The organism is Sphingomonas kyeonggiensis (genome assembly GCF_014204495.1).
GTDB lineage: Bacteria > Pseudomonadota > Alphaproteobacteria > Sphingomonadales > Sphingomonadaceae > Sphingomonas > Sphingomonas kyeonggiensis_A.
In genome coordinates, this window is sequence record NZ_JACHLN010000005.1 from 156079 (window position 1) to 173779 (window position 17701).

General features: G+C 67.0%; 18 protein-coding genes. 14 read left to right on the forward strand and 4 right to left on the reverse strand.

The features are described from left to right. Nucleotides 1-7: 7 nt before the first annotated feature. Nucleotides 8-1354 (reverse strand): DUF1963 domain-containing protein, encoded by a 1347-nt coding sequence (locus HNP52_RS22435; protein WP_184171138.1) that lies wholly within the window; start codon nucleotides 1352-1354, stop codon nucleotides 8-10. A gap of 160 nt (nucleotides 1355-1514) precedes the next feature. Between HNP52_RS22435 and HNP52_RS22440 the strand changes: the two genes are divergently transcribed. The 6 genes from HNP52_RS22440 (at nucleotide 1515) to HNP52_RS22465 (ending at nucleotide 5219) form a co-directional block, all read left to right on the forward strand. Then, entirely contained in the window at nucleotides 1515-2099 is a 585-nt protein-coding gene (locus HNP52_RS22440; RefSeq protein ID WP_184171141.1) for a TetR/AcrR family transcriptional regulator, read from the forward strand. 73 nt (nucleotides 2100-2172) lie between these two features. Next, nucleotides 2173-2913: an SDR family NAD(P)-dependent oxidoreductase gene (locus HNP52_RS22445; RefSeq protein ID WP_184171144.1), complete on the forward strand. Its 741-nt coding sequence runs from the start codon at nucleotides 2173-2175 to the stop codon at nucleotides 2911-2913. A 76-nt stretch (nucleotides 2914-2989) separates the two neighbouring features. Continuing rightward, nucleotides 2990-3331, forward strand: coding sequence for an iron-sulfur cluster insertion protein ErpA (gene erpA / locus HNP52_RS22450; protein ID WP_184171147.1), 342 nt, complete (start codon nucleotides 2990-2992; stop codon nucleotides 3329-3331). A gap of 14 nt (nucleotides 3332-3345) precedes the next feature. Then, a complete protein-coding gene (gene xth / locus HNP52_RS22455; protein WP_184171151.1) occupies nucleotides 3346-4119 on the forward strand; it encodes an exodeoxyribonuclease III in 774 nt (257 codons plus the stop codon). Between the two features lie 465 nt (nucleotides 4120-4584). Then, entirely contained in the window at nucleotides 4585-4851 is a 267-nt protein-coding gene (locus HNP52_RS22460) for a hypothetical protein (RefSeq protein WP_184171154.1), read from the forward strand. A 98-nt stretch (nucleotides 4852-4949) separates the two neighbouring features. Then, nucleotides 4950-5219, forward strand: coding sequence for a hypothetical protein (locus HNP52_RS22465; RefSeq protein WP_184171157.1), 270 nt, complete (start codon nucleotides 4950-4952; stop codon nucleotides 5217-5219). A gap of 138 nt (nucleotides 5220-5357) precedes the next feature. Here the strand turns inward: HNP52_RS22465 and HNP52_RS22470 are convergent, their stop codons facing one another. Next, complete coding sequence (locus tag HNP52_RS22470; protein ID WP_184171160.1) at nucleotides 5358-6515, reverse strand: GNAT family N-acetyltransferase; 1158 nt, start codon at nucleotides 6513-6515, stop codon at nucleotides 5358-5360. A gap of 152 nt (nucleotides 6516-6667) precedes the next feature. On the opposite strand from HNP52_RS22470, the gene HNP52_RS22475 reads away from it, so the two are divergent. Beyond that, nucleotides 6668-7771 (forward strand): fatty acid desaturase, encoded by a 1104-nt coding sequence (locus tag HNP52_RS22475; RefSeq protein ID WP_184171325.1) that lies wholly within the window; start codon nucleotides 6668-6670, stop codon nucleotides 7769-7771. Nucleotides 7772-7902: 131 nt separating this feature from the next. Here HNP52_RS22475 and obgE read toward each other — a convergent pair whose 3' ends face one another. Then, nucleotides 7903-8952 carry a GTPase ObgE gene (gene obgE / locus HNP52_RS22480; protein WP_184171163.1) on the reverse strand — a complete coding sequence of 350 codons (1050 nt, stop codon included), beginning with the start codon at nucleotides 8950-8952 and terminating at the stop codon, nucleotides 7903-7905. A gap of 104 nt (nucleotides 8953-9056) precedes the next feature. Here obgE and HNP52_RS22485 point away from each other — a divergent pair, with 104 nt between their 5' ends. The 6 genes from HNP52_RS22485 (at nucleotide 9057) to HNP52_RS22510 (ending at nucleotide 15908) form a co-directional block, all read left to right on the forward strand. Continuing rightward, entirely contained in the window at nucleotides 9057-9707 is a 651-nt protein-coding gene (locus HNP52_RS22485) for an SRPBCC family protein (RefSeq protein WP_184171166.1), read from the forward strand. A gap of 112 nt (nucleotides 9708-9819) precedes the next feature. Then, the gene (gene lptF / locus HNP52_RS22490; protein ID WP_184171169.1) at nucleotides 9820-11031 is read left to right on the forward strand and encodes an LPS export ABC transporter permease LptF; all 1212 of its coding nucleotides are present in this window, start codon (nucleotides 9820-9822) and stop codon (nucleotides 11029-11031) included. After that, nucleotides 11028-12122 carry an LPS export ABC transporter permease LptG gene (gene lptG, locus HNP52_RS22495; protein WP_184171172.1) on the forward strand — a complete coding sequence of 365 codons (1095 nt, stop codon included), beginning with the start codon at nucleotides 11028-11030 and terminating at the stop codon, nucleotides 12120-12122. Before lptF ends, lptG begins: the two co-directional genes overlap by 4 nt. A 68-nt stretch (nucleotides 12123-12190) precedes the next feature. Further along, complete coding sequence (gene proB / locus HNP52_RS23220) at nucleotides 12191-13297, forward strand: glutamate 5-kinase (protein WP_184171175.1); 1107 nt, start codon at nucleotides 12191-12193, stop codon at nucleotides 13295-13297. Continuing rightward, nucleotides 13294-14199 carry an NAD(P)H-binding protein gene (locus tag HNP52_RS22505; RefSeq protein WP_184171178.1) on the forward strand — a complete coding sequence of 302 codons (906 nt, stop codon included), beginning with the start codon at nucleotides 13294-13296 and terminating at the stop codon, nucleotides 14197-14199. Before proB ends, HNP52_RS22505 begins: the two co-directional genes overlap by 4 nt. A gap of 170 nt (nucleotides 14200-14369) precedes the next feature. Further along, on the forward strand, nucleotides 14370-15908 hold the full coding sequence (locus HNP52_RS22510) for an HAD-IIIC family phosphatase (protein ID WP_184171181.1): 1539 nt from the start codon (nucleotides 14370-14372) through the stop codon (nucleotides 15906-15908). A 116-nt stretch (nucleotides 15909-16024) separates the two neighbouring features. Here the strand turns inward: HNP52_RS22510 and HNP52_RS22515 are convergent, their stop codons facing one another. After that, nucleotides 16025-16513, reverse strand: coding sequence for an Lrp/AsnC family transcriptional regulator (locus HNP52_RS22515; RefSeq protein ID WP_184171184.1), 489 nt, complete (start codon nucleotides 16511-16513; stop codon nucleotides 16025-16027). An 83-nt stretch (nucleotides 16514-16596) separates the two neighbouring features. On the opposite strand from HNP52_RS22515, the gene HNP52_RS22520 reads away from it, so the two are divergent. After that, the gene (locus HNP52_RS22520) at nucleotides 16597-17598 is read left to right on the forward strand and encodes a DMT family transporter (RefSeq protein WP_409372668.1); all 1002 of its coding nucleotides are present in this window, start codon (nucleotides 16597-16599) and stop codon (nucleotides 17596-17598) included. Nucleotides 17599-17701 lie beyond the last annotated feature (103 nt).

Below are 17701 nucleotides of genomic sequence, written 5' to 3' on the forward strand. Positions count from 1 at the left end.
GGGCGTCTCAGTGTCCCTCTATCGTCCCCCAGACGCGGCTGAAATCGCGCCTCGCCAGGTCCTGGGGCGAAATCCAGAAGGTGCATTCGCCGACATCGCCGAACATCCAGCCGAGCCCGCCGTCCGTGGACAGACTCAACAGGCAGACGGTCGGATCGTTCACGGATAGCGCTTCCTGGGCGGAAGGCGCATGGCCGAGCATCTGCGAGAACTGGACGCCAAACACCGATCCTCCGCAGAACAGCGGCGCCATGATGTCGTAGCTCGAATGGGAGATCAGCGACGCCCGTTCCGGATTGCCGGCAAAGGCGCGGACGACGGCGGCGCTCGCCTCGGTGATGGCGTTCGATACGATGCCATTGAACGGAAGGCTCGGACGCTTGGGCAGCGACGCGATCCAGGCACGGAAATCGGCACGGTCCGCGCCGGCCACCGGATCGCCCGCCGGCTCGCCGCCAGCCCGCGCGATCCAGTCCTGCGCGGCCGACGTCGTGGCGGCGGGGTCGTCGAAACCGGCCCGGCCCGCCGCGATCTGCACGGTCAGCGCGCGGCAGAAGAAATCGACATGTGACCAGAGCTGCGGAAAGGCATCGGGTGCAGCGTCGTCGCCGTAGAGCTGCAGCGCGACCGCGGTCGAATGCCCGTTCCATTCCTCCTCGGGGCGGGGCTCCTGCGTCGCGCGGTAATATTCGGCGTCCCGCCTGCGCTCCAGCATCTCGTCATATGCCTCGACGATCTCCTCGATTTCGCCGGCACGTTCCACCCACGCCGGAAAGCGCGGCTTCCCGAACAGTCGCGCCGGGTTGAGCTGTCCCCAGTCGAAGGGAGGCGAGATCGCTTCGTGGACAGCGCTTCCGTCCGGCCAGCTATCGAACCGGAGCGGCTGGATCGGCCATTCGACATAGAGATTGGGGCCGGGTTCGTCGCGGTGAAGAAAGGGCCGTGCGAAGGGCGGCGGATAGAGGCCGCCGATGGGCGGAAGATCGTCCGGAGCAGCCCGTAGCGGCGTCAGCGCGAAGGCATCCTGGACATAGAGCACCCGGCAGGCTTCCTGCGGCCGATCCGCATCCCAGACCTGCTCGTCATCGCTTCGTCCGAAGAAGAACAGCACGCCGCGTTCCGGAAGCGGCGACGGATGGCCGATGTCCGCGCAATCGATCTGGGCAAGGAAATGGAGGGGCACGCCCGACGGCATGCGTGGCCATTCATGATGCTCGGGAAGGCGAGGCAGGCCGCCGAACTTGCTGTTGGTCCGCGGCGCGCTGTGCGGCGGATAGGGGCGATGGAGCAGCACGGCGTCCCGGCGATAGCGGGCCAGCAACTTGTCTATGATCCGCTCGGCTGCCTCGGTCATCAACACTCCCCCTTTTGCGGCCGACTGCGGATCGGTCGCCCCGGTGAAAGGCTAGCTTGGGCGAGGGATGCCGACAATGCGCGGAGGGGCCTTCGCGCCATAGCGGATCCGATCGCGCGGGATTATTGACTAATCGTTCCACAATACCTAATTGCGATTCATGGCACGACCACGCGAATTCGATCGGGATGCGGCGCTGGAAAAGGCGATGCGCGTCTTCTGGGCCAAGGGCTTTGCCGCCACCTCCACCGACGACCTGATCCAGGCGATGGGGATCGGCCGGCAGAGCCTGTACAACGCCTTTGGCGGCAAGCAGGATCTCTATCGCGAGGCGCTGGCCGCCTATCAGCGGGGCACCATCAGCGGGCACCTGAGGCGGCTGGATTCCCGGGCATCGCCGATCGAAGGGCTGTACGAATTGCTGCACGGCCTCACGCCCCAGGACGACGCCGAGCGTGCGCTCGGCTGCATGGGCGTCGGCTCGGTGAGCGAGTTCGGCACCGGCGATCCGGCGCTGGTCGAGCAGCGCGGCAAGGCGGGCACCTTGCTGGGCACACGCATCGCCGATCGTATCCGCGAGGGGCAGGGGGCAGGGGAGATCGATCCCGGCCTCGATCCCGTCCAGGCCGCGGCCTTCATCCAGATGACCATGACCGGGCTCCAGCTTGCCGCGCGCGGTGGTGCCGGGGCGGAGGATCTCGCCGCCATGGCCCGCTTCGCCGTCGATCGCCTGCGCAAGGGCTGAGGCTGCGGCGTATCGCCGGGGAATATCTTCATTTGCCTAGTTATTGACTGATCTATCAAGAAAGGAAGTCCAGATGAACGTTCAAGCAGGTGACGCGCGCAAGGTCGCGCTGGTTTTCGGCGGCTCGCGCGGGATCGGCGCCGCCGCGGTCGAGCGGCTGGCGCGGGAGGGCCATGCCGTCGCCTTCACCTATGTCTCGCGGCCCGATGCGGCCGAGGCGCTGGTCAGCAAGGTTGCGGTGGCCGGGGGCGCGGCACTGGCGATCCAGGCCGACAGCGCCGATCCCGCCGCGATCCGCGCGGCGGTGGAACAGGCGGTCGCGCATTTCGGCGGTCTCGATACCGTTGTGGTCAATGCCGGCATCCTGCGGCTCGGTTCGGTCGATACGGTCAGCCTGGAAGAGCTCGACCAGATGATCGCGATCAACATCCGCGGCGTCTACCTCGCGATCCAGGCGGCGATCCCGCATCTGCCTGACGGCGGACGGATCGTCACGATCGGCAGCAACACAGCGGTGCGCACCGGCCATCCCGGCTCGAGCGTCTACCAGTTCACCAAGGCGGCGGTCGCGGCGATGGTGAAGGGGATCGCGCTCGACCTCGCGCCGCGCGGGATCAGCGTCAACAATGTCCAGCCAGGGCCGATCGATACCGACATGAATGCCGGCGCGATCGAGATGCTGGCGGAGAAGAGCCCGATGCGGCGGGTGGGCCGTCCGGCCGAGATCGGCGGGCTGATCGTCTGGCTGGCCGGCCCCGATGCGGGCTACATGACCGGCGAGAGCCTCACCATCGACGGCGGCTGGGTGCTCTAGGCCAGGCAGGGCGGTGACCTTCCGGTTGCCGCCCGCATGCATTGCTTCGCGGGCCTCGCTACCCTATCTCGGCGCCATGGCAACGCTTACCCAGCCCGAGATCGGCCTGACCCCGTCCGCCGCGGCCCGTGTCGCGGCGATCGCGACGAAGCAGGGCAAGCCGGCGATCCTGCGCCTTTCGGTCGAGGGGGGCGGCTGTTCGGGCTTCCAGTACAAGTTCGGCTTCGCCGATGCGGTGGAAGGCGATGACAGCGTGGCGGAGCTCGACGGGGTGAAGCTGGTCGTCGATTCGATCAGCCTCGATCTGGTGCGCGGCTCGAGCGTCGATTTCGTCGACAATCTCGGCGGCGCGCATTTCACCGTGATCAATCCCAATGCCGCGTCCGGTTGCGGCTGCGGCACCAGCTTCTCGGTCTGAGGCGGAAGAGACCCTTGCCCAAGATCGTCACCTACAATGTCAACGGCATCAAGGCGCGGCTGGAGCGCCTGACCGAGTATCTGCGCGAACAGCAGCCCGATGTGGTCTGTCTGCAGGAGCTGAAGAGCTCGGACGAAACGCTCCCGGTGGGGGATTTCGAATCCCTCGGCTACGGCGCGGTCTGGCATGGCCAGAAAGGTTTCAACGGCGTCGCGGTGCTGGCCAAGGGGCAGCAGCCGGTCGAGCGCCAGCGCGGGCTCGAGGGCGATCCCGAGGACGTCCATAGCCGCTATATCGAAGTCGAGATCGGCGAGTTGGTCGTCGCGTCGATCTACCTGCCCAACGGCAATCCGCAGCCGGGCCCGAAGTTCGACTACAAGCTCAAGTGGATGGAACGGCTGGCCGATCGTGCCCGCGTGCTGCTCGCCGAGGAGCGGCCGGTGGTGCTGGCGGGCGACTATAACGTCATCCCCAATGACGACGACACCTTCTCGGTGCGCGCCATGCAGGAGGATGCGCTGATGCAGCCCGAGAGCCGCGAGCGCTATCGCGCGCTGCTCGCCCAGGGCTGGACCGATTCGCTGCGTACCCGGTATCCGAGCGGCGGCATCTGGACCTTCTGGGACTATCAGGCGGGCGCCTGGCAGCGTGACGCGGGCTTCCGCATCGATCACCTGCTGCTCAGCCCGATCGCCGCCGATCGCTTCCTGGGCGCCGGTGTCGACAAGGAGTATCGCGGCCGCGAAAAGGCCAGCGACCACGCGCCGACCTGGGTCTCGCTCCGCTAGTTCCAACACGCGCGCGGCTCCGACTCGCGGAAGTACACAAAGTACAGGCCAAGAAGCGTTTCCGGCCGGCTCCAGGCCGGCCGGATAGCTTGGATTGCGACGCGCTCCGCAACCTTGTTGCGTGCGTGGGATCCTATTCGTCCAACAGCGTCAAAGAGCGGCCGGCACCGCGCCTGGCCGCATGAGCCAAACAGACGAAATCCTACATTGCAAGCGGCACCGGACGACGCCGGCATGTCCGCCGCGTCCGCTTTCGGACGGTGCCATTGTCCGTTTCCGGACGGCGGGTCCGCGAAAATCCCAATATTTGGCGTGTATTACCGTGCTATAGCACGTCATCACTTAGTCATAATAGGCTAAGTCATTGAATTTCCGTAACTCTCAAAACTGGCACGCCGATTGCGAAGCATGGGGCACAGGCGGGAAGGAGCGCCTGTCATGTCTGCAAGTAGAGGAGTTGAGGATATGATCAGCAAGCCCATCCAGTCCGCCTGCCTGGCCTTCGCGGCCACCGTTACCCTGGTCGCCGGCGCGGTTTCGCCCGCCATGGCGCGCAGCAATGATCCGGCCAAGGAAGCCCCGAAGAAGTCCGACGATCAGTCCGACAAGGCGATGCAGAAGAAGTACTGCGTCCAGGGCCCGTCGACCGGCACGATGTTCCCGAAGCGCGAGTGCCACACCCGCGCCGACTGGATCGCGCTGACCGGCAAGGACCCCCTCAAGAAGGACTGAGCGGCCCCCGCCGTCCCCGTGCGGCGAACGGTCCGCGACGCCCCCTCGCATCGAACCGTTCGCCCGCTCGTGCCCCCCGATCCCAAGGAATCCCCATCATGACCCGCAAGTCCATTTTCTCCGCCGCAGCTGCCCTGCTGGCTGGTGCAACTCTCGTCGCCGGTGCCGTCTCCCCCGCCGCCGCTGCCGTGAATGATCCGGTCAAGTCAAAGCAGGAGGTTGCTGCGGCGAAGGCCGACAGCCGCAAATACTGCATCTATCTTGAAGCTGCGACCGGAACGCGCATCCAGAAGCAGGAATGCCGCACCCGGGCCGACTGGCTCGACCAGGGTGTCGACCCGCTCGAGCTGAAGAAGCAGGCGCGCTGAAGCCCAGGGAGGGCGCCCGCGGCGGCTTTGTAAGCGTTCGCCGCCGCGGGTAGCGCTCTTCCGGTCCCCAGGCCGGCACCGGCCTGTTCCCATTGCAACCGGGAACAGGCCGGTCGTGGCCGTGCAGGACCGGCGCCGTCAGAGCGGCTTCTGGTAGATGACGTACTCGCGGTTGATGCGGGAATCGATCGCGCTGGCGATCGCATTCATCCCCTGGTTGTCGTCCAGGATCCAGCCGATCTCGCCGCGGCTCGCGCCATAGGTCTCCACCGCCGCGCGGCGGATATATTCGATCATCATGAAGGCCAGCTGGCTCGCCATGCGCGAGCTCTGCAGCCGCTTGACCACGCCCATCAGCGGCACGCGCGCGGTGCGCGCCTTGGGGCGCTGTAGCCACAGCAGCAGCTTGGCCCAGCCGAACGGGAGCAGCGAACCCTTGAGCGGCTTCAGCGGCTCGTTGAGATCGGGCAGGGTGACCATGAACGCCACCGGCTCGCCGTCATATTCGGCGATGCGGATCAGGTCGTTGAACACCAGCGGCTTCAGCTTCTTGCCGACATCGGCGATTTCGGGCGGCGTCAGCGGCACGAAGCCCCAATTGTCCGACCATGCGTCGTTGAGGATGGCGAGGATGATCTCGGCTTCCTGATCGAACTTCGACTTGTCGACCATGCGCACGTTGATGCGCTCGTTCTTCTCGCCGGCCGCGACGATGCGCTGGACGAGCGGCGGGAATTGCTGGGTGACGTCGAGCTCATAGGTGAGCAGCTTCTTGGCTTCCTTGTAGCCCGCCGCTTCGATCCAGGCCTGATAGTGCGCCGGATGATGGCCCATTAGCACGGTGGGGGAGTGGTCATGCCCCTTCACCAGCAGGCCGGGCTCCTCCCAGATCGACAGGCTGACCGGGCCGAGCGCCTTGGTCATGCCCTTGCCGCGCAGCCAGTCCTCGGCGGCGTTGATCAGCGCCTTGGCGGCGTTCTGGTCTTCCGCCTCGAACAGGCCCCAGAAGCCGGTGCCTGGGCCAAAGCCCTGTTCCGGCGGCATTTCCAGCGCAAGGAAATCGATGTGCGCCGAGATGCGGCCCACCGTCTCCCCGTCGCGCTCGGCGAGGAAATACTGCGCTTCGGCATGGCTGAACCAGCCATTCTTCTTCGGGCTGATCGTCGCCGCCACTTCGTCGCGCAGCGGCGGCACCCAGTGCGGGTCGTTGCCGTTGAGGCGGTAGGCGATCTCGATGAACTGCTTGGTGTCGCGCTTGGAAGAGACGGGACGGATGCTGAGCGGGCCGCTGGGCAAGGGAAAAGCCCTTCTGTTGGTTTGATTCAGCGCAATGCAGTCTTCCGCCACGGGGCCAGTGTCAAGCGCGGCGTTTCGGGGCGGGAGATGCCTCCACCTGACCCCTGGAATGCCACCATAAAGCCACTATCTCCCGCCAAATGGCAGACATCATGACGAAATCGCTTGCCCTGAAGATCGACGATGCGGAGCTGGAAACGGCCCCGGCATCGGCGCGTATCAAGCTTTCCGGCGTGCCCGACGACCGTGCGATGCTGCGCGCCGCGGCCGAGCTGACGCGCGACCTGCACACGCCCAACAAGCGCATCTACTGGACGGACATGCTCGTCTCGGCCGGCATCGGCTATGCCGCGTTCGCCGCGACGATCCTGGCGCCGACCTGGCCGCTGGCGCTGGTCGCCGGCGTGGTGGCGGTGCTCGCGCTCTATCGCGCCAGCCTGTTCATCCACGAGATCACCCACCTCAAGCATTCGCTGCTGCCGAACTTCCGGCTGGTGTGGAACCTGATCCTCGGCGTGCCGCTGCTCGTGCCCTCGTTCATGTACGAGGGCGTGCACACCATGCACCACGCCCGCACCCGCTATGGCACGGTCGAGGATCCCGAATATCTGCCGCTCGCGCTGATGAAGCCGTGGACGCTGCCGATGTTCCTGCTCGTCTCGATGCTGTTGCCGGTGGCGATGCTGATCCGCTTCGGCGTGCTCACCCCGCTGTCGCTGGTGATCCCGCCGCTGCGCCGCCTTGTCGTCGCGAAATATTCGGGCCTGCAGATCAACCCTAAATTCTCGCGCCGCGCGCCCGAGGGCGAGTTCCGCACCCAGTGGTACTGGCAGGAAGCAGGCGCGTGCATTTTCTCGATCGCGCTGATCACCGCGGTGGCGACGGGTGTCGTCTCGCTGCATGCCTTCGGCGTCTACCTCGCGGTGGTCGCCGGCGTGGCGGTGATCAACCAGGTCCGCACCCTCGTGGCGCATCTCTGGGAGAATGACGGCGAGCCGCTCACCGTGACCGCCCAGTATCTCGACAGCGTCAACGTGCCGACGCCGGGCTTCCTGGCCTATCTCTGGGCGCCGGTCGGCCTGCGCTACCACGCGCTGCACCACCTGCTGCCGAGCCTGCCCTATCACGCGCTCGACGAGGCGCACCGCCGCATCTCGACCGCGCTGGAAGAGGCGTCGGCCTATCACAAGGCCAACTATCCCACGCTGCGCGGGCTGATGCACCGCCTCGCCGCCAGCACGATGGGCGCCCGCTAAACCAGCGGACTGGACGAAACAGAAAAGGCCGGGCAGCGATGCCCGGCCTTTTTGTTTGTCTGCCTGTCGACCCAAGCTGCTCCCCGGCGAAAGCCGGGAAGCAAGGTGGAAGGCAATATGCGATCAGCCCCTCAAATCGGCGACCATTCGATCGCTTCCTCGCCGTCATCGTCCTCGTCGACCTTGTCATGCTCGCCGCCGATTTCCTCGAGCAGCTTGTCGAGCACCCAGTCGACGCCGACGCCGCTGGCGCCGGAGATCGGGATCACGGGATGGCCGCTGGCTTCCTCCAGCTCGGCGGAAAGCGCCGCGATCAGCTCGTCGTCGAGCGTGTCGATCTTGTTGAGCGCGACGACCACCGGCTTGTCGACCAGCCCCGCGCCATAGGCTTCCAGTTCGCCGCGGACGATCCGGTAGGCCTCGGCCACGTCGGGATCATTGGCGTCGACCAGGTGGAGCAGCACGCGGCAGCGCTCGATATGGCCGAGGAACCGGTCGCCGATGCCGGCGCCTTCGGCCGCGCCTTCGATCAGGCCGGGAATGTCGGCGACGACGAATTCCTGCATCTTGTGGCGCACCACGCCCAGCTGGGGGCGGGTGGTGGTGAAGGCATAGGCGCCCACCTTGGCCTGGGCGTTGGTCACCTGGTTGATGAAGGTCGACTTGCCGGCATTGGGCAGCCCGACCAGACCCGCATCGGCGAGCAGCTTGAGGCGCAGCCAGACATAGGCTTCCTCGCTCGGCCAGCCGGTGCCGTGCTGGCGCGGGGCGCGGTTGGTCGAGGTCTTGTAGCTGGCATTGCCGCGCCCGCCATCGCCGCCGCGCAGGAAGACGACGCGCTGGCCCTCCTCGGTCAGGTCGAGCAGCAGCGAGCGCTCCTCGTCATCGGCGAGGATCTGGGTGCCGATCGGCACCTTGATGACAAGGTCGTCGCCGCCCGCGCCGGTGCGGTTCGAGCCCGCGCCGCCATGGCCGCGCGGCGCGCGGAAATGCTGGGTGTAGCGGAAGTCGATCAGCGTATTGAGGCCGGCAACGGCCTCGAACACGATGTCGCCGCCCTTGCCGCCATTGCCGCCGTCGGGGCCGCCATATTCGATGAACTTCTCGCGCCGGAAGCTGACGGCGCCGGGGCCGCCCGCGCCGGAGCGGACGAAGATCTTTGCCTGGTCCAGGAAATGCATCGCAGGCCCATAGGCGAATGTCGCAAATTCGTCACCCCATGGTGACGGACTATTTACGCTGGCGCGGGACAATCGCCGCCGAAACAGGCCGGGGATTGGGGCAAATGATCCGTGAGGCGTTGATCGGGTGCGCGCTGCTGGGCGGCGGAGGCTATTATGCGGTGTCTGCCTATCAGGCGCCGGACATCGTCCGCACGGTGAATGCGACGCCGCACGATACCTGGCGCGGCTTCGACCTGGTGCTGAACGGCGCGAAGGAGGGCTGGACCGGCTATGGCCCTGGCAGCGCGACGCCGGAAAAGGGCGTGAGCTGGCCCAAGGTGACCAGCGTCGATTCGAAGGAGATCGATTACCGCGTCAGCAATGACGGGGCGGAGGCGATCCACCTCAGGCTGCGCTTCGAACCGCTGGAGGACGGCCGCAAGACGAAGCTTTCCTTCGATGCGGACTTCAAGGGCAGGGCGGCCATGGCCAATTACAACCCGCAGGTCCGCGCGGCGATGGAGAAGGTGCTCGACGAGTTCATCGTCCAGATCGAGAATGGCAGGGCAGTGAGCTCTGTCGAGCGTTTCCTCGATTTCGATCGCCAGCTGCGTGCCCGGCCGGGCTATGCCGAAGGGCAGCGCCAGGTCGAGCAGATGCGCCAGCGCCAGGCCCAGTCGGCGGCGGCCGCGCCGATGATCGATCCCGACAGGGGCAAGCTTGATCCGAAAGGCGCCGATGTGACGCCCAGGAATCCGTCCTCGCGCTACTGACGCGCAACTTTCCTGCTGGCGCTGCCGGGAACCGGAGGTATAGGCTTTCGGTTCATGGAGGCGGCGCTCGCATGCGCCGGCGAGAAGAAACCAAGGCAACCGTCGCGCGCAGATGAACTCGATCGATCGGTACATGGCGCGGCTGATCGCGGTGCCCCTGATCTCGACATTGCTGATCTCGGCAATGCTGCTGGTGCTCGACCGCATGCTGCGGCTGTTCGAGTTCGTCGCGACCGAGGGCGGCCCGGTCAGCGTCGTCTGGCGGATGCTCGCCAACCTGCTTCCCGAATATCTCGGCCTCGGCATCCCGATCGGGTTGATGCTGGGCTGTCTGCTCGCCTTCCGCCGCCTTGCCACCTCGTCGGAGCTCGACGTGCTGCGCGCGGTGGGGATCAGCTATACGCGCCTGCTCAAGGTGCCCTTCATGTATGCGCTGGCGCTGGCGGCGCTGAACCTGGCGATCGTCGGCTTCGTCCAGCCCTGGTCGCGCTACAATTACGAGCAGCTCCGCTTCGAGCTGCGCTCGGGCGCCCTCGGTGCCTCGATCAAGGTGGGTGAGTTCACCAGCTTCGGCGCCAAGATGACCATGCGCATCGAGGAGAGCAAGGACGAGGGCCGCAAGCTCTCGGGCATCTTCGTGCAGATGATGACGAAGGACGGCACGCCGGTCGCGGTGACCGCGCAGAGTGGCCAGTTCCTGCGCTCGGATGATCCCGACGTCATCATCTTCCGCCTGCAGAACGGCACGCTCGTCCATCAGGACAAGGGCTCGCCGGTGCCGCGGGTGCTCACCTTCACTACGCACAACCTGCCGATCCCGCTGCCCAAGTACGAGCAGTTCCGCACCCGTGGCGGCAAGAATATCGAGCGGACGCTGCCCGAGCTCGCGGTGATCGGCCGCAATCCGCAGTCGAGCGAGGAGGATCGCGAGACCAGCCGCGCCGCCTTCCACTTCCGCCTCGCGGAAGTCGTGTCGATGTTCCTGCTGCCGTTCCTCGCGGTGGCGCTCGGCGTGCCGCCCAAGCGCTCGACCTCGGCGCTCGGCGTGTTCCTGTCGATCGTGATGATCGTGACCTATCACAAGATCAACGAGTTCGGGCAGTCGTTCGGCGCCAGTGGCGCCGTCGATCCGATCCTCGCGCTCTGGGGGCCGTTCTCGCTGTTCTGCGCGCTGGTGATGTGGATGTACTATCAGATCGCCTATGTGCCGGGCGGACAGCCGATCGGCGGGCTCGAAAAGATGTTCTCCAAGCTCACCAAGTTCGTCCTGCGCTACCTGCCCGGGCGGCGGCGCAAGCTGCGCAGGGATGAGGCCGCGGCATGATCCTGAGCCTTTTCCCGTCCCGGACCATGTCCGCCTACATGGCGAAGATGTTCCTCACGCGCACCTTCGCCATCCTCGGCGCGCTTGTGCTCATCCTCCAGTCGCTCGACCTGCTGACCGAGAGCAACACGATCCTGGCCTATGCCGGCAACGGCGATGCCGAGATCTGGCGCTATGTCAGCCTGCGCGTGCCGCAGATCGCCGCGACCTTCCTGCCCTATTCGGTGCTGCTCGGCTCGATCCTGACGCTCAGCCAGCTCAACCAGAACAGCGAAGTGATCGCGATGAAGGCCTCAGGGCTTTCGGCGCACCAGGTGCTGGCGCCGCTGCTGCTCACCGGCATGGTCGTGGCGGCGATCTCCTTCGCCTTCAACGACCGGATCGTCACGCGCGCCACCTCCACGCTCGAGCAGTGGAAGAAGGTCAACTACGCTCCGCTGCCGATCGATCGCGGTGATCGCAGCAATGTCTGGGTGAAGGGCGACAACAACCTGATCCAGGTCCAGCAGATCCGCGGGCGCGGTGACGGCGCCCAGCTCTATGGCATCACCGTCTATGAGCGGCAGGACCGTTCGCTGACCGGTATCCTCACCGCGCCGCACGGCGTGCGCGACGGCGATGGCTGGCGCGTCGACAATGCCGAGCGCTTCACTATTGCGACCGGGCAGAAGGCCAAGGTCGGCAGCGTGGTGATCGGCCACAATATCCGCCCGGACCAGTTTACCCTGGCGCATGTCGATGCCGACAGCATGTCGTTCGGTACGCTCTACCAGGCGATCGGGGACCTGCAGGTTGCCGGCCGCCAGACCGAGGCGCTGGAAGGCGCGCTGTGGCACAAGCTCTCGGGCCCGCTCTCGGCGATCCTGATGCCGCTGCTCGGCGCGGTCGCAGGCTTCGGCCTGGCGCGCTCGGGCAAGCTGTTCGTCCGCGCGGTGATCGGCATGGCGCTCGGCTTCCTCTATTTCGTCGCCGACAATTTCGCGCTCGCGATGGGCAATCTCGGCGCCTATCCGCCGTTCCTTGCCGCCTGGGCACCGTTCCTGCTGTTCCTGATGATCGGCGAGGCGGTCCTGCTGCGCACCGAGGAATAGCTGGCGGGGCGGATGCCCCAAGCGTTCCTGTCTGGTCGTGGCGGATCGGGGGCCATATAGCGGCGCCCATGTCGCTCTTCCCGCCTGCTTCCTGCCCGCGCATCGTCGTCAAGATCGGTTCGGCCCTGCTGGTCGATCCGGATGGCAGCGTGCGCCGGGAATGGCTGGAAGGCATCGCCGCCGACATCGCCGCCCGGGCGCGCGAAGGGCAGCAGGTCGCGGTGGTATCCTCGGGCGCGATCGCGCTCGGCGCCCGGCGGCTCAGGCTTGCCCGGGGTGGGCGCGCCAGCCTCGAGGATGCGCAGGCGGCCGCGGCGACCGGCCAGATCGAGCTGAGCCGCGTCTGGGCGGACGTGCTGGGCGCGAACGGCCTCACCGCCGCGCAGATGCTCGTCACCCTGGGCGACCTCGAGGATCGCCGGCGCTACCTCAATGCCGCCGCCACGCTCGACCGGCTGCTCGGCCTCGGCGTCGTGCCGGTGCTCAACGAGAATGACAGCGTCGCCACCGAGGAAATCCGCTTCGGCGACAATGACCGCCTCGCCGCGCGCGTCGCCCAGGCGGCCGGGGCGGGCGGCGTGGTGCTGCTCTCCGACATCGATGGCCTGTACGACCGCAACCCGGCATTGCCCGGCGCGGTGCATATCCCCCGCGTCGAGCGGATCGACGGCGCGATCGAGAGCATGGCCGACAAGGGTTCGGCCTCGGGCATGGGATCGGGCGGCATGGTCTCCAAGATCGCCGCCGCGCGCATCGCCAATGCCGCCGGTGCGCATCTCGCCATCGCTTCGGGCCGGATCGCGCATCCGCTCTCGGCCGAAGCCAGGCACACGCTGTTCGTGGCGGAGAAAGCCGCCCCCGCGCGCAAGGCCTGGCTGGCCGGCGGCATCACCGCGCACGGCACCATCCATGTCGATGCCGGCGCGGCCAGGGCATTGGGGCAGGGCCGCAGCCTGCTCGCCGCCGGCGCCACTCGCGTCGAGGGCACGTTCTCGCGCGGCGACCTGGTCGTGATCGCCGGGCCCGATGGCAAGCCGCTCGCCCGCGGTCTCGCCGAATATCCGAGCGACGACGCCACCCGCATCCTCGGCCGCCGCAACGAGGACCAGGCCGAGCTGCTCGGCTACGCCCCGCGCTCGACACTCGTCCACCGCAGCCATATGGCGCTGCTGTGAGCACCATCGCCCTTACCGGCGGCACCGGCTTTGTCGGCAGCCGCCTGATCGCCCTTGCCCTCGAAGCCGGCCACCAGGTCCGCGCCCTGACGCGCCGCCCGCAGGCCGAGCGCGCCGGCATCGCCTGGGTGCAGGGCGACCTGAGCAACACCGCCGCCCTAGCCGCGCTGTGCGAAGGCGCCGACGCGGTCATCCATGTCGCCGGCGTGGTCAACGCGCCCGACAAGGCCGGCTTCGCCGCCGGCAATATCGACGGCACCCGTCATATGCTGGAGGCCGCCAAGGCCAGCGGCGTCCGCCGCTTCGTCCATGTCTCCTCGCTCGCCGCGCGCGAGCCCGAGCTTTCCGCCTATGGCTGGTCCAAGGCGGAAGGCGACAAGCTCGTCATGGAGTCCGGGCTCGACTGGGCGATGGTCCGCCCGCCCGCCATCTACGGCCCCGGCGACCTCGAGATGCTTGAGCTGTTCAAGCTGGCGAAACAGGGCCTTGCCGTCATGCCGCGCGGCGGCCGCATCTCGCTGATCGAGGTCGGTGATCTTGGCCGGCTGCTGCTCGCGCTCGCCACCACCGATGGCTGCAACCAGATCCTCGACGCCGATGACGGCACGCCCACCGGCTGGAGCCACAAGCAATTCTCCCAGGCGATCGGCACCGCGCTCGGCAAGCGCGTCGCCAGCTTCGCCCTGCCGCGCCCGCTGCTGATGGCCGGCGCGCATCTCGACCGGCTGCTGCGCGGCAAGAACGCCAAGCTCACCCCCGATCGCGTCGCCTATTTCTGCCACCAGGACTGGGTGATCGATTCGAGCCGCCGCCCGCCCGCTAATCTCTGGGTGCCGCAGGTCGAGACCCCCGCCGGCCTCGCCGCCACCGCCGCCTGGTACCGCGAGCAGGGACTGCTCTAGGCCAGAGCTGATATCGCGCTTTCAGTTCCCCGGCGAAAGCCGGGGCCCAGGGTTTCTCTGTCGGTTCGCTCGTGGCCCTGGGCCCCGGCTTTCGCCGGGGAACAGTAGGGCCGAGAATGCATCCCGGGTGTAATGGCCCTTCAGGGCAATATTCCTTCCTAAAATGAAGGATGCTCAAGCTCATCATCTGGGACCTCGACGACACGCTCTGGTCCGGCACGCTGGCCGACGGCGAGGCCGTGCAGCTGCACCGGCACCGTGCCGAGCTGGTCCGCGCCTTCAACGCGCGCGGCGTCGTCTCCTCGATCTGCTCGAAGAACGACCACGCCACCGCCGAGGCGAAGCTCAGGGAGCTGGGCCTGTGGGACGAGTTCGTCTTCCCCCATATCGCCTTCACTCCCAAGCCGGAGGCGATCCGCGCGATCATCGCCGACATGCAGCTGCGCCCCGCCGACGTCCTGTTCGTCGACGACAACCCGGCGAACCTGCGCGAAGTCGCCCATGCGATCCCCGAGATCCAGCTGCTCGAGATCACGCTCTCGGATGCCGATGATCACCTTGCCGGCCTGCTCGCGCTCACCCCGCCGTCCAAGAGCCGCGTCGAGCGCTACCGGATGATGGAGCGCCGCAAGGCCGATCGCGCCGCGGTGCCCGCGCTCTCCAACCATGAGTTCCTGCGCAGCTGCGGCCTCCAGGCGACCGCGCCCTATCTCATGGACAATCTCGATTTCGCGCCGCGCATCGCCGACCTGATTAACCGCTCGAACCAGCTCAACTATACCGGCTCGCGCGTCGAGCAGGCCCGGCTGGAGGCGGACATCATCGATGTCGTCCGCTTCGACAGCTGGTCGATCTTCGCCTGGGATGCCTATGGCCGCCACGGCCTGGTCGGCTTCGTCATGGTCGATCGCGCCGCGGAGAAGCTCGTCCATTTCACATTTTCCTGCAGGATCATGCATATGGGCCTGGAAGCTTATGCACTGTCCAAGGTCCGCGAGAAATGGCCGGCGATCGACACCAGCGCCTGGGACGGCCGCTTCGACCGTACCGAGCCGGACTGGATCGTCGATGCCGACTTCCACGATCCGCAGGTCCGCGCCGCGATCCTCGCCGAACAGGCGCCGCAATTGCTGGCCGAGCCGGCGGTGCGGATCATGTTCGATTGCCAGTCCGGCGGCATCGCGCATTACAGCCGCTTCCGTCCCGCGATCGAGTTCGATCATCATCCGCGCGTCTTCGCGATGGCGATGATGGACGACGGCAGCTGGCACGACCAGGATTTCCCGCCCTTCCTCGTCTATGGCGCTGCCGTCGACTATCTGGGCGGCCGCTGGGGCGATCGCTGGCCGCTGGTCGATATCGGCCTGTACGAGACCTGCCTCGTCCGCATGCTGATCATGCTGATCGAGCAGGAGCGCCGGATGCTGGTCGTCCTGCCGCCCGAGGACGCACCCGAGGGCAAGTATCGCCTCACCCATAATCTCAGCCCCGAGCGCTGCCGCCGCCTCAACGCACTGTGGCGCAAGGCCGCGCGCGAGAATCCGGAGCATCTCTGGGTGCTCGATGTCGCCGACATCGCCGGGCCGGACGAGATGGCCGACGTCACCCACCTCCATGCCGGCGCGCTCCGGAAGATCGCGGGTCAGGTCGATTGCTGGATCGAGGCGGTGGCGCTGGGTGGCGGGGAAGGGCAGGCCGAGGCGGCGTAATTCTACCCGGCATCCCTTTTTCTCGTCATCCCCGCGAAGGCGGGGATCCAGAGTCACGAAGGACATCGCTCTGTTACCCTGGATCCCCGCCTTCGCGGGGATGACGGGTGTGAGCCTCACGGAATGATGATGCTCGTATCCGCCTTCACCCGGTCGAGCGCGATCAGCGAGCGATAGCTGGCGATGAATTCCTTCTCCGCGAACAGCCTTTTGGTCAGCGCCGAATAGGCGCGCATGTCCGAGGTGACGATCACCAGCATGAAGCTCACCCCGCCGGTGACGTAATAGCATTGCTGCACCTCGGGCGTGTCGAGGAACATCTGCCGCGCCAGTTCCACCGTCGGGGCATGCTCGTTGATCAGCTGCACCTCGACGATCGAGGTGATGGTGAGCGGCACCGCATCGGGATCGACGATCGCGACGTTGCGCGCGATCACGCCCGACGCCTCCATCGCCGCGATCCGTCGCTGTACCGCCGCCGCCGACAGGTTCACCGCCTCGCCGATCCTGCGCTGCGGCATCTTGTTGTCCGCCTGGACGAGTCGAAGGATCGCCCGATCGAACGAGTCGAGTGCCCGTGGGGATTTGTCCTGTTCGCCTGCCATGTGGCGAGTTTTTGTTGCATCCGGACGGCAAATCAAGAGCGCTCGGCCCGCTGCAATGATGATATTCCCCGTCCGGGAAGGGAATGCGCATGCCGAATGAACGCGGATCACTGGTGCTGGGCGTGCTGTGTGGAGCCGCTGCCGGCGCGCTCTGGGGGCTGGTGTTCCTCGCGCCCGAACTGGCCCGTGCCTTCGGTCCGCTCGAGCTGACCATCGGCCGCTACCTCGCCTATGGCCTGATCTCCGCCGCGCTGATCGCCCCGCGCTGGCGCAGCCTCGCCGCCACGCTGGGGGCAGGGGAATGGCGCGCGCTCGCCTGGCTCGCGCTCTCCGGCAACACGCTCTACTATATCCTCCTCGCCAGCTCGGTGCAGCTCGGCGGTGCGGCGATCACCGCGCTGGTGATCGGCTTTCTCCCCGTCGTCGTGACCATCGTCGGCAGCCGCGCCGAGGGCGCCGTCCCGCTTGCCCGGCTTGCGCCGTCGCTGCTGCTCTGCGCCGCCGGCGCGGTCTGCATCGGCTGGCAAGCGCTGTTCCTGCCCTCGACCCGCCCGGTATCCGCCCAGCTCGCCGGCCTGCTCTGCGCGATCGGCGCGCTCGCCTCCTGGGGCGCCTATGCGGTGTACAACAACCATATGCTGGCCCGGGTGAAGGCCGTGTCCTCGCACGACTGGAGCCTGTTGATCGGCATCGCCACGGGCGCGCAGAGCCTGGTGCTGATCCCGCTCGCGCTGCTGCTGGGCGTGCGCGGTCACGGTGCGGGCGACTGGGCGCTGTTCGTCGCGGTCTCGGCCGGCGTGGCGGTGTTCGCCTCGATCGTCGGCAATGCGCTGTGGAACCGGATGAGCCGGCTGCTGCCGCTCACCCTGTCGGGGCAGATGATCACCTTCGAGACGCTGTTCGCGCTGCTCTACGCCTTCGCCTGGGAACATCGCGGGCCGACCGCATTGGAAGGCGTCGCGTTCGTGCTGGTGGTGGCGAGTGTGGTGAGCTGCGTCGCGGCGCATCGCAAGCCTTCAAATCCCTCTACCGCTTTTGCGGGAGAGGGACGCCGATCCCGGCGAAGGCCGGGGGCGGCAGGGTGAGGGTGTGTGGGGGAGCCGCAGGCGCACCGCTCGCGGCTCCCACACACCCTCACCCCGGCTCGGCTGCGCCTCGCCACCCCTCTCCCGCAAAAGCGGTAGAGGG